The organism is Pseudomonas sp. Z3-6 (assembly GCF_051131985.1).
GTDB classification, from domain to species: Bacteria; Pseudomonadota; Gammaproteobacteria; order Pseudomonadales; family Pseudomonadaceae; genus Aquipseudomonas; species Aquipseudomonas zanjanensis.
In genome coordinates, this window is the sequence record NZ_CP071644.1 from 3,272,212 (window position 1) to 3,283,951 (window position 11,740).

Consider the following 11,740-nt stretch of genomic DNA (forward strand, 5'->3'; position numbering starts at 1 on the left):
AAGCCTCGGCCAACGTCATCAAGATATTGATAAACAAAGGGTTTCATCGATATCAAGGACTACCTCCTTGGAGGTAGACGGGCCAAGCATAGGCCTGTACCGCCCCGGGGCACGTTGACCCAGGTCAAGTTTTCGCAGGGTTCGTATCACTAGGCTGCGCTCATCGAACTGACGGAGTGCCTCGTAATGCGAGCACAAGTGCAACAAGGGCTGGTACTAGGGATGAGTACCTTGGCCTTCACCGTGTGCTTCATGGTCTGGATGATGTTTGCCGTGCTCGGCGTTCCGATCAAGGAATTGCTGGCCCTCAACGAAACCCAATTTGGCCTGTTGGCCGCCACGCCGGTACTCACCGGTTCTCTGGTACGTTTGCCCCTGGGGCTTCTGACCGACCGCTTTGGCGGACGGATCGTGTTCTTCCTGCTGATGCTCGCCTGCGTGTTGCCGCTGTACCTGATCACCCTGGCCACGGCCTATTGGCAGTTCCTGGTGCTGGGTCTGTTCGTCGGCCTGGCCGGCGGCTCGTTCTCGGTGGGCATCGCCTACGTCGCCAAATGGTTCGACAAACAGAACCAGGGTTTCGCCATGGGCGTGTTCGGCGCCGGCAACGCCGGTGCGGCAGTGACCAAGTTCCTCGCCCCAGCCTTGATCGCGTTCGGCACCTGGCACCTGGTGCCGAAGGTGTTCAGCGCGATCCTGTTCATCACGGCATTACTGTTCTGGTTTCTCACCGCCGAGAAAAAAGAACACCAAAGTGCCGGCGGCGCCACGCTGCGTGAGCAACTCAAGTCACTGAAAGATCCTGCGGTGTGGCGCTACTGCCAGTACTACTCGATCGTGTTCGGCGGCTACGTGGCCCTGGCGTTGTGGATGACCAAGTACTACGTGCAGGAATACGGCTTCAGCCTGCAAAGCGCGGCGCTGTTGGCGGCGTGTTTTTCCTTGCCCGGTGGCGTGCTGCGGGCCGTCGGTGGCTGGATGTCCGACCGTTGGGGCGCCCAGAGCGTGACCTGGTGGGTGCTGTGGGTGAGTTGGATCTGCCTGTTCCTGCTGTCCTATCCGCAAACCCAGCTGCAAGTGCAAACCGTCAACGGCATCGTTGATTTTCACATCGGCCTCAACGCCACGCTGTTCACCGTGCTGCTGTTCGTGATGGGCATCGCCTTCGCGTTCGGCAAGGCCTCGGTCTTCAAGTACATCGCCAACGACTACCCGCAGAACATGGGCGCGGTGTCCGGCATCGTCGGCCTGGCCGGCGGCCTGGGTGGTTTCGTGCTGCCGATCATGTTTGGCGCCCTGGTGGACCTCACCGGCGTGCGCTCGTCCTGCTTCATGTTGCTGTACGGCGTGGTCTGGGTCTCGTTGATCTGGATGTACCTGAGCGAAGTGCGCAAGCGCCCGCTGCTGGGTAAACAACCGCCGGCCAGCCAATCCCCGTTTTCCAGCATTGCCCAAGGAGAAGAACATGTCCGTTCTGCAAACGCCTGAAAAGGGCCCGGTCATTCATGACTGGCGCCCGGAAGACCCGGCCTTCTGGGGCCGCAGCGGCAAACAGACCGCCCGGCGCAACCTGTGGATCTCCATCCCGGCGCTGCTGTTGGCCTTCGCCGTGTGGATGGTCTGGAGCACGGTGATCGTGCGCCTGAACGCCATCGGCTTCAGCTTCAGCACCGACCAGCTGTTCTGGCTGGCGGCGTTGCCGGGGCTGTCTGGCGCGACCTTGCGCATCTTCTACTCGTTCATGGTGCCGATCTTCGGTGGCCGTCGCTGGACCGCGCTGAGCACCGCGTCGTTGCTGATACCGGCCTTGTGGATGGGCTTCGCGGTGCAGGATTCGGCCACGCCTTATAGCGTGTTCGTGCTGATCGCATTGCTCTGCGGTTTCGGTGGCGGCAACTTCGCCTCGAGCATGTCCAACATCAGCTTCTTCTACCCGAAATCCCAACAGGGCACCGCCCTGGGCCTGAACGCCGGGCTGGGCAACCTCGGTGTGTCGGTGATGCAGTTCAGCGTGCCGCTGGTGATTTCCTTCGGTGTGTTCGGCTTCATGGGCGGCCAACCCCAAGTGCTGGCCGATGGCAGCTCGCTGTGGTTGCAGAACGCCGGTTTCATCTGGGTGCCGTTCATCCTCGCCGTGACCGTGATTGCCTGGTTCGGCATGAACGATTTGTCCAGCGCCCGGGCTTCGTTCAGCGAACAGGCGGTGATTTTCAAGCGCAAGCACAACTGGCTGATGTGCTGGCTGTACCTGGCGACCTTCGGCTCCTTCATCGGTTTCTCTGCCGCGTTCCCGCTGCTGATCAAGACCTCGTTTCCTGAAGTGATCGCCCTGAAATTCGCCTTCCTCGGCCCGCTGGTAGGCGCCTTGGTGCGGCCGCTGGGCGGCTGGCTGGCGGACAAGCTCGGCGGTGCGAAAGTCACCCTGTGGAACTTCGTGTTGATGATCGTGATGGTGTTCGGCGTCTTGCACTTTCTGCCAAAAGGCGGCGAGGGCGGCAGCTTCTACGGCTTCCTGGGCATGTTCATGTTGCTGTTCATCACCACCGGCGTGGGCAACGGTTCGACCTTCCGCATGATCCCGGTGATCTTCCGCACCCTGCATGAGAAAGCCGCCCTGGGCAAAAAGCCCGAGCAGCGCGAGCAGGCCCTGAAGAATGCCGGCAAGGAATCGGCTGCCGTGCTGGGCTTCAGCTCGGCCATGGGCGCCTTCGGAGCCTTCTTCATCCCCAAATCCTTCGGCACTTCGATGGCCCTGACCGGCGGCCCGGAGATGGCCTTCTACATGTTTGTCGGCTTCTACCTGAGCTGCATCGTGGTGACCTGGTGGTGGTACGCCCGCAAAGGCGCGGCGACCCCCTGCTAGACGAATTCAACTATTGCGTGGGCGGGGCGCAGACCCCGCGGAGCAAGCCTGAGAGGAAGACATTGTGAGTCATTTACTGGATCAACTGCGGTTCTTCAACCGCAAGCAAGGCGAGTTTTCAGACGGCCACGGCGAGACCCGCAAGGAGTCCCGCGACTGGGAAAACGTCTACCGTTCCCGCTGGCAGTACGACAAGATCGTGCGTTCCACCCATGGAGTGAACTGCACCGGTTCGTGCTCGTGGAAAATCTACGTCAAGAACGGCCTGATCACCTGGGAAACCCAGCAGACCGACTACCCGCGCACCCGCAACGACTTGCCTAACCACGAGCCACGCGGCTGCCCTCGTGGCGCCAGCTACAGCTGGTACATCTACAGCGCCAATCGGCTCAAGTACCCGAAGATCCGCAAGCCGTTGCTCAAGCTCTGGCGCGAAGCCCGGCAGACCTTGTCGCCGGTGGAAGCCTGGGCCAGCATCGTCGAGAACAAGGCCAAGGCCGACTCGTACAAGAGCAAGCGCGGCATGGGCGGCTTCATTCGTTCCAACTGGGAAGAAGTCAACGAGATCATTGCCGCGGCCAACGTCTACACCGTCAAGGAACACGGCCCGGACCGGGTGGTGGGCTTCTCGCCGATCCCGGCCATGTCGATGGTCAGTTACGCCGCCGGCTCGCGCTACCTGTCGCTGATCGGTGGCGTGTGCCTGAGCTTCTACGACTGGTACTGCGACTTGCCGCCAGCGTCGCCGATGGTCTGGGGCGAGCAGACCGACGTGCCGGAATCGGCCGACTGGTACAACTCCAACTACATCATTGCCTGGGGCTCCAACGTCCCGCAGACCCGTACCCCCGACGCGCACTTCTTCACCGAGGTGCGCTACAAGGGCACCAAGACCGTGGCGATTACCCCGGACTATTCGGAAGTCGCCAAGCTCACCGACCTGTGGCTCAACCCCAAGCAGGGCACCGACGCCGCGCTGGCCCAGGCCTTTAACCATGTGATCTTCAAAGAATTCCACCTGGACAAGCCGAGCGCCTATTTCACCGAATACGCCAAGCGCTACACCGACCTGCCGGTGCTGGTGATGCTCAAGCCGATGCTCGGCGCAGCGCCGGGCGCCGGTTACCAGCCGGACCGTTTTCTGCGGGCCAGCGACCTGACCGACAACCTCGGCCAGGACAACAACCCGGAATGGAAAACCATCGCCCTGGATGCCGCCGGCGAACTGGTGTCGCCACAAGGCTCCATCGGTTATCGCTGGGGTGAGAAGGGCAAGTGGAACATCCTGCCCCGTGAAGGCGGTGAGGGACGTGAGATCGACCTCAAGCTGAGCTTGATCGGCGGCGACGTCGCCGAGGTGGCGTTCCCGTACTTCGCCGGCGAAGCCCAGGAGTACTTCCAACACGTGGCCGGCGACGCGGTGCAGTTCCGGCGGGTGCCGGTGCACAGCGTGGTGCTGGCCGATGGCAGCGTAGCGAAAGTCGCCACGGTGTTCGACCTGTCGGCGGCCAACCTGGCGATCGACCGTGGCCTGGGCGGCGCCAACGTTGCCAGGGACTATGACGACGCCTCGGTGCCCGGCACCCCGGCCTGGCAGGAGCAGATTACCGGTGTGAGCCGCGAGAAGGCGATCCAGATCGCCCGCGAGTTCGCCGACAACGCCGACAAGACCCGTGGACGCTCGATGATCATCGTCGGTGCGGCGATGAACCACTGGTACCACATGGACATGAATTACCGCGGGCTGATCAACATGCTCATGCTCTGCGGTTGCGTTGGCCAGACTGGCGGCGGCTGGGCCCACTACGTCGGCCAGGAAAAACTCCGTCCGCAATGCGGCTGGCTGCCCCTGGCCTTTGGCCTGGACTGGAACCGTCCGCCACGGCAGATGAACGGCACCAGCTTCTTCTACGGCCACAGTTCGCAATGGCGCCACGAGAAGATGAGCATGCACGATGTGCTCTCGCCTCTGGCCGATAAGTCGCAGTTCCCCGAGCACGCCCTGGACTACAACATCCGCGCCGAACGCGCCGGCTGGTTGCCCAGCGCGCCACAGCTCAACACCAACCCGCTGAACATCTGCCGCGATGCCGCCGCCGCTGGCCTTGATCCGAAAGACTACGTGGTCAAGTCGCTGCAGGACGGTTCACTGCGTTTTGCCTGCGAGCAGCCGGACAGCCCGGTGAACTTCCCGCGCAACATGTTCATCTGGCGTTCCAACCTGCTCGGGTCTTCGGGCAAGGGCCACGAGTACATGCTCAAGTACCTGCTCGGTACCAAGAACGGCGTGATGAACGAAGACATCGGTCATAGCACCGAGTGCAAGCCCACCGAAGCCGAATGGGTCGACGAGGGCGCCATTGGCAAGCTCGACCTGGTGACCACCCTGGACTTCCGCATGTCCTCGACCTGCGTGTATTCCGACATCGTCTTGCCGACCGCCACCTGGTACGAAAAAGACGACATGAACACCTCGGACATGCACCCGTTCATTCACCCACTGTCGGCCGCCATCGATCCGGCCTGGGAATCACGTTCGGACTGGGAAATCTACAAAGGCATCGCCAAGGCGTTCTCGGCCATGTCGGTCGGTCACCTCGGCGTCGAGAAAGACCTGGTCACCGTACCGTTGATGCACGACAGCGTCGGCGAACTGGCCCAGCCGTTTGGCGGCACCGACTGGAAGAGCGCCGGCGTGGCCCCGCAACCGGGCAAGAATGCGCCAAACCTGCAAGTGGTCGAGCGTGACTACCCGAACATCTACAAGCAGTTCACCTCCCTGGGCCCGATGCTGGAAAAACTCGGCAACGGCGGCAAGGGCATCAACTGGAACACCGACACCGAAGTGAAATTCCTCGGTGAGCTGAACCACAAGGAAGTCGACGCGGGCATCAGCCAAGGCCGGCCAAAAATCGACAGCGCCATCGACGCCGCCGAAGTGATCCTGTCCCTGGCCCCGGAAACCAACGGCCATGTCGCGGTGAAAGCCTGGGCAGCATTGTCGGAATTCACCGGCATCGACCACAGCCACCTGGCGGTGTCGAAGGAGCACGAGGCGATTCGCTTCCGTGACATCCAGGCCCAGCCGCGCAAGATCATCTCCAGCCCGACCTGGTCCGGCCTGGAAGACGATCACGTGAGCTACAACGCCGGCTACACCAACGTTCATGAGTCGATCCCATGGCGCACCATCACCGGCCGCCAGCAGTTCTACCAGGATCACCCGTGGATGCAGGCGTTCGGCGAGCAACTGATGAGTTACCGGCCGCCGGTCAACACCCGCACCATCGAAGGCGTGAAGGGCAAGCGCAGCAATGGCGAGACCGAGATCGTCCTGAACTGGATCACCCCGCACCAGAAGTGGGGCATCCACAGCACCTACAGCGACAACCTGTTGATGCTGACCTTGAGCCGTGGCGGACCGATTGTCTGGCTCTCGGAGATCGACGCCAAGCGCGCCGGGATCGAGGACAACGACTGGATCGAATGCTTCAACGCCAACGGCGCGCTGACCGCCCGGGCGGTGGTCAGCCAGCGGGTCAAGGAAGGCATGGTGATGATGTACCACGCCCAGGAACGGATCGTGAACGTGCCGGGTTCGGAAACCACCAAGACCCGTGGCGGCCACCACAACTCGGTGACCCGCGTGGTGCTCAAGCCCACCCACATGATCGGCGGCTACGCCCAACAGGCCTACGGCTTCAACTATTACGGCACGGTCGGTTGCAACCGCGACGAATTCGTCGTGGTGCGCAAGATGGTCAAGGTCGATTGGCTCGACGGTTCCAGTGGCGATGATTTGCCGCGTCCACTGCCGACTGATATCGAGGAGAACTGAGATGAAGATTCGCTCACAAATCGGCATGGTCCTGAACCTGGACAAATGCATCGGCTGCCACACCTGCTCGATTACCTGCAAGAACGTCTGGACCAGCCGTGAAGGCATGGAATACGCCTGGTTCAACAACGTCGAATCGAAGCCGGGCATCGGCTATCCCAAAGAGTGGGAAAACCAGGACAAGTGGAAGGGCGGCTGGGTGCGCAACGCCGACGGCTCGATCAACCCGCGCATCGGCGGCAAGTTCCGCGTGCTGGCGAACATCTTCGCCAACCCGGACCTGCCGAGCCTGGACGATTACTACGAGCCGTTCGACTTCGACTACCAGCACTTGCACACCGCACCGCTGGGCGAGCACCAACCCACCGCGCGCCCACGCTCGGTGGTGTCGGGCAAGCGCATGGAGAAGATCGAGTGGGGCCCGAACTGGGAGGAAATCCTCGGTACTGAATTCGCCAAGCGGCGCAAGGACAAGAACTTCGACAAGATCCAGGCGGACATCTACGGCGAGTACGAAAACACCTTCATGATGTACCTGCCGCGCCTGTGCGAGCACTGCCTGAACCCGGCGTGCGCGGCATCGTGCCCGAGCGGTGCGATCTACAAGCGCGAGGAGGACGGCATCGTCCTCATCGACCAGGAGAAATGCCGCGGCTGGCGCATGTGCATCAGCGGCTGCCCGTACAAGAAGATCTACTTCAACTGGAAGAGCGGCAAGTCGGAAAAATGCATCTTCTGCTACCCGCGCATCGAAGCCGGGATGCCGACCGTTTGCGCCGAAACCTGCGTCGGTCGGATTCGCTATCTCGGTGTGCTGCTGTATGACGCCGACCGCATCAGCGAAGTGGCGAGCACCGCCAACGAGCAGGACCTGTACGAGAAGCAACTGGAGATCTTCCTCGACCCGAACGACCCGGCGGTGATTCGCCAGGCCCTGGCCGATGGCGTGCCGCAGTCGGTGATCGATTCGGCCCAACGTTCGCCGGTCTACAAAATGGCCGTGGACTGGAAACTCGCACTGCCGCTGCACCCGGAATACCGCACCTTGCCGATGGTCTGGTACGTGCCGCCACTGTCGCCGATCCAGAACGCTGCCACGGCTGGCACGGTGGGTATGAACGGTGTGATCCCTGACGTCGACAGCCTGCGGATCCCGCTGCGCTACCTGGCGAACATGCTCACCGCCGGCGATGAAAAGCCGGTCAAGCTTGCGCTCAAACGCTTGCTGGCGATGCGCGCCTACAAACGGGCCGAGCAGGTCGACGGCGTGCAGGACCTGCAAGTGCTGGCTGACGTCGGCCTGAGCGTTAACCAGGTGGAAGAGATGTACCGCTACCTGGCCATCGCCAACTACGAAGACCGTTTCGTGGTGCCGAGTGCCCACCGCGAAGACGCCATGAGCGACGCGTTCGCCGAGCGCTCCGGTTGTGGTTTCAGTTTCGGCAGCGGTTGCAGCGGCAGCTCCGACACCAACATGTTCGGTGGCAAGAAAGCCAACCGCCGCGACGTGATCAAGACCGTACAGTTGTGGGAGGAATGAGCATGCGCATTCTCAAGGTGATTTCGTTGCTGCTCGATTACCCGACCGAGACCCTGGTGGCCGGTCGCGACGAGCTGGAGCAGGCCATCGTGCAGGCGCGGGAAATCAGTCCCGCCCAGCGTGCCGGTTTGTTCGAGTTGCTGGAGCTGGTCTGCGGCCAGGACCTGATGGATGGCCAGGAGCACTACGGTGCGCTGTTCGGCCGCGGTCGTTCACTGTCGCTGCTGCTGTTCGAACACGTCCATGGCGAGTCCCGCGACCGGGGCCAGGCCATGGTCGACATGATGGCCCAGTACGAAGAAGCCGGGTTCGCCATCGGCGTCAAGGAACTGCCCGACTACATCCCGCTGTACCTGGAGTTTCTCTCCACCCGCGAAGACTTGGAGGCCCGCGAGGGCCTGGCCGATGTGGCGCACCTGCTGGCCTTGCTCGCGGCGCGCCTGGAGGAGCGTGAAAGCGCCTACGCCAGTTGCTTCCGGGCCTTGTTGCAGATCGCCGGGACAGAACCCCAGGCGGCGGTGGCCGAGATGCTCGAACAGGTGAAGGCCGAGCATCGGGATGACTCCCTCGAAGCCCTGGACAAGGTCTGGGAAGAAGAGGCCGTGGATTTCATGAAGGCCGAGCAGCAGGACCGCTGCAGTTCGATGCCAAGCGCGCCGGGCAAGGCCCGGGACGAAAGTGCAGTGCCGCTGCACTGGGTGGATTTTCAGCATGAAGGGCGGGCCGCAGCGCCTGCCGGGGAGGTGGGCAATGTCTAAATGGGATCTGTTGTTGTTCGGGGTCTACCCCTATGTCGCTTTGGCGATTTGCCTGCTCGGCAGTTGGGCACGCTTTGATCTGTCCCAGTACACCTGGAAGGCCGGTTCGAGCCAGATGCTGAACAAGCGCGGCATGCGCGTGGCCAGCAACCTGTTTCACATCGGTGTGCTGTTCGTGCTGGCCGGGCATTTCGTCGGGTTGCTGACGCCTTCGGCGGTTTATCACCACTTCCTGAGTACCGAGAACAAGCAGTTGCTGGCGATGGTTTCCGGCGGTTTCTTCGGTGTGCTCGGCCTGATCGGTTTGCTGATGCTGCTCAACCGGCGCCTGACCGACCCACGGGTGCGCGCCACCTCCAATGTGTCGGACATCCTGGTGCTGGTGGTATTGCTGGTGCAGTTGGTGTTGGGGCTGATGACCATCGTCGCATCCACCGCCCATATGGACGGCTCGGTGATGGTGATGCTGGCCGACTGGGCCCAGAACACCGTGCTGTTGCGCCCGGTTGAAGCCGCGACCTCGATCGCGCCGGTGGGCCTGGTCTACAAGCTCCACGTGGTGCTGGGCCTGACGCTGTTCGTGCTGTTCCCGTTCACCCGTCTGGTCCACATCGTCAGTGCGCCGGTCTGGTACCTGGGGCGTCGTTATCAAATCGTTCGGCAGAAGTTCTGAGGAGAAGATCATGGCGAGTGGATGCGGATGTGGCGGTGGTAGCGGGGGCGGTGGTTGCGGTTCCTCGGCAAAAGTGCCGCCGGTGGTTGATGTGGAGCCGGTTGGGGCGGTGCAGTTCGAGCCGGCCCAGGCGGGGCCGGTGGCAGAGGATGAAGCGCCACAGCTGATCGCCAGCAGTGAGCAGGAGTGGCCGATCATCAGCGTCAACGGGGTGTCGATCGCCCCGCAGGCGATGGCCCAGGAGCTGCAATATCACCCGGCTGACAGTCGCGAGGAGGCGGTCTACCAGGCCGCTCGGGCGCTGGTGATTCGCGAATTGCTCCAGCAGCGCATCGCCGAGCTGGGCCTGGCGTTGCAGGTCGGTGCCGGAGAAAACGAAGAAGAAGCGGCGACGCGGCTGTTGCTGGAACGTGAGGTGCAGGTGCCGCAGTGCGACGAGGCCACCTGCCTGCGTTACTACGAAAGCAACCGCGCTCGCTTCCACAGCGCGCCATTGCTGGCGGTGCGGCACATCCTGCTCGAATGTGCGCCGGACGATGCCGAGGCCCGCAGCCTGGCCCATGTCCAGGCCGAGCTGCTGCTGGAACGGTTGGACCAGTTCCCGGGCAGCTTCGCCGAGCTGGCACTGAAGTATTCGGCGTGTCCATCCAAGGAGCAGGGCGGCTCGTTGGGGCAGATCAGCAAGGGCCAGACCGTGCCGGAGCTGGAGCGCCAGTTGTTCACCCTGCCGGCGGGCCTGGCCAGCAAACCGCTGGAAAGCCGTTATGGCTGGCACGTGATCAGCATCGACCAGCGCATCGATGGCCAACCATTGCCGTATGAGGCGGTGGCGACGGCGATTCGTACCCAGTTGCAGCAGGGCGTTTGGCAAAAGGCGCTGGTGCAGTACCTGCAAACCCTGATCGGTGCGGCGGACATTCGCGGCATTCACCTTCAGGGCGCCGACTCGCCGCTGGTGCAGTGAGCACGGGCTCAATCGGGAGATTTACATGAACGCGGTGTTGCAGGACGGGTTTGGGCGCCAGATCGATTATTTGCGGATGTCGGTGACCGATCGTTGTGATTTTCGCTGTGTGTATTGCATGGCGAAAAACATGACCTTCCTGCCGCGTCAGCAAGTGTTGACCCTGGAGGAATTGCAGCGCCTGGCGCGGCTGTTCGTCGGCCTGGGGGTAAAGAAAATCCGCCTGACCGGTGGCGAGCCGCTGATCCGTCCGGGCATCGTCGGGCTGTGTCGCGACATCGCGGCATTGCCCGGCCTGCGGGAACTGGTGATGACCAGCAATGGCTCGCAGCTGGGACGATTGGCCCAGCCCCTGGTGGACGCTGGGGTCAAGCGCATGAACATCAGCCTCGACAGCCTGGACGGCGAGCGTTTTCGGGCGATCACCCGTAACGGCGATCTGGACCGGGTGCTGGCCGGCATCGACGCGGCGAAGGTCGCTGGGTTCGAGCGGATCAAGCTCAACTGCGTGGTCATGAAAGGGCGCAACTTCGATGAAGTCCCGGCGTTGGTGCAGTACGCCATCGATCAACGCATCGACATCAGCTTCATCGAGGAAATGCCCTTGGGCGAGGTGGGGCGTTCCCGGGGCGAGTCGTTCTGTTCCAGCGATGAGGTGCGGGCCGAGATCGCCCGCCATCATCGCCTGCTCGACAGCGCCGAGAGCAGCGGCGGACCGGCGCGTTATGTGCGCCTGGCGCATCATCCGCAGACCCGCATCGGTTTCATTTCGCCCAACACCCATAACTTCTGCGCCAGTTGCAATCGCGTGCGCATGACCGTCGAAGGGCGCTTGCTGCTGTGCCTGGGGCAAGAGGACTCCCTCGACCTGCGGGGCTTGCTGCGGCGTTATCCGCTGGACGATCAGCCGATCATTCAGTCGATCAAACAGGCACTCAAGGGCAAGCCCTTGCAGCATGACTTCAGCCCTGGCGGGGAAGTACAGATCGTCCGGTTCATGAACATGAGTGGTGGTTAGCAGAAGGGGGGCTGTTATGAATAGAAATCCCACAGTTACCCCGAAACTCCTGTGGGAGCGGGCTTGCTCGCGAAGGCGGTGGGTCA

Annotated in this window: 8 protein-coding genes; all 8 read left to right on the forward strand. The window is 62.4% G+C overall.

Going from position 1 to position 11,740, the window contains the following annotated elements; translation table 11 throughout:
* The first annotated feature begins 186 nt into the window (after nucleotides 1–186).
* The 8 genes from J3P88_RS14805 to moaA all read left to right on the forward strand — a co-directional run bounded on the left by J3P88_RS14805 (nucleotide 187) and on the right by moaA (nucleotide 11,654).
* Nucleotides 187–1,488: an MFS transporter gene (locus J3P88_RS14805; RefSeq protein WP_434576137.1), complete on the forward strand. Its 1,302-nt coding sequence runs from the start codon at nucleotides 187–189 to the stop codon at nucleotides 1,486–1,488.
* On the forward strand, nucleotides 1,466–2,863 hold the full coding sequence (locus J3P88_RS14810; RefSeq protein WP_434576139.1) for a NarK family nitrate/nitrite MFS transporter: 1,398 nt from the start codon (nucleotides 1,466–1,468) through the stop codon (nucleotides 2,861–2,863). Before J3P88_RS14805 ends, J3P88_RS14810 begins: the two co-directional genes overlap by 23 nt.
* 64 nt (nucleotides 2,864–2,927) lie before the next feature.
* Nucleotides 2,928–6,701 carry a nitrate reductase subunit alpha gene (locus J3P88_RS14815; RefSeq protein ID WP_434576141.1) on the forward strand — a complete coding sequence of 1,258 codons (3,774 nt, stop codon included), beginning with the start codon at nucleotides 2,928–2,930 and terminating at the stop codon, nucleotides 6,699–6,701.
* 1 nt (nucleotide 6,702) lies between these two features.
* Nucleotides 6,703–8,241 (forward strand): nitrate reductase subunit beta, encoded by a 1,539-nt coding sequence (gene narH / locus J3P88_RS14820; RefSeq protein WP_186705785.1) that lies wholly within the window; start codon nucleotides 6,703–6,705, stop codon nucleotides 8,239–8,241.
* Nucleotides 8,242–8,243: 2 nt separating this feature from the next.
* On the forward strand, nucleotides 8,244–8,999 hold the full coding sequence (gene narJ / locus J3P88_RS14825; protein WP_186705786.1) for a nitrate reductase molybdenum cofactor assembly chaperone: 756 nt from the start codon (nucleotides 8,244–8,246) through the stop codon (nucleotides 8,997–8,999).
* On the forward strand, nucleotides 8,992–9,672 hold the full coding sequence (narI, locus tag J3P88_RS14830) for a respiratory nitrate reductase subunit gamma (RefSeq protein WP_186705787.1): 681 nt from the start codon (nucleotides 8,992–8,994) through the stop codon (nucleotides 9,670–9,672). Before narJ ends, narI begins: the two co-directional genes overlap by 8 nt.
* A 10-nt stretch (nucleotides 9,673–9,682) precedes the next feature.
* Nucleotides 9,683–10,636, forward strand: coding sequence for a peptidylprolyl isomerase (locus J3P88_RS14835; RefSeq protein WP_434576144.1), 954 nt, complete (start codon nucleotides 9,683–9,685; stop codon nucleotides 10,634–10,636).
* A 25-nt stretch (nucleotides 10,637–10,661) separates the two neighbouring features.
* Nucleotides 10,662–11,654 (forward strand): GTP 3',8-cyclase MoaA, encoded by a 993-nt coding sequence (moaA, locus tag J3P88_RS14840; protein ID WP_186705789.1) that lies wholly within the window; start codon nucleotides 10,662–10,664, stop codon nucleotides 11,652–11,654.
* Nucleotides 11,655–11,740: the final 86 nt, after the last annotated feature.

What these genes read in the sequence shown, in the direction of transcription:
- narJ (WP_186705786.1), top strand. Translation starts at nt 8,244, where the DNA reads ATGCGCATTCTCAAGGTGATTTCGTTGCTGCTCGATTACCCGACCGAG.
- J3P88_RS14835 (WP_434576144.1), top strand. Translation starts at nt 9,683, where the DNA reads ATGGCGAGTGGATGCGGATGTGGCGGTGGTAGCGGGGGCGGTGGTTGC.
- moaA (WP_186705789.1), top strand. Translation starts at nt 10,662, where the DNA reads ATGAACGCGGTGTTGCAGGACGGGTTTGGGCGCCAGATCGATTATTTG.
- J3P88_RS14810 (WP_434576139.1), top strand. Translation starts at nt 1,466, where the DNA reads ATGTCCGTTCTGCAAACGCCTGAAAAGGGCCCGGTCATTCATGACTGG.
- narI (WP_186705787.1), top strand. Translation starts at nt 8,992, where the DNA reads ATGTCTAAATGGGATCTGTTGTTGTTCGGGGTCTACCCCTATGTCGCT.
- J3P88_RS14805 (WP_434576137.1), top strand. Translation starts at nt 187, where the DNA reads ATGCGAGCACAAGTGCAACAAGGGCTGGTACTAGGGATGAGTACCTTG.
- narH (WP_186705785.1), top strand. Translation starts at nt 6,703, where the DNA reads ATGAAGATTCGCTCACAAATCGGCATGGTCCTGAACCTGGACAAATGC.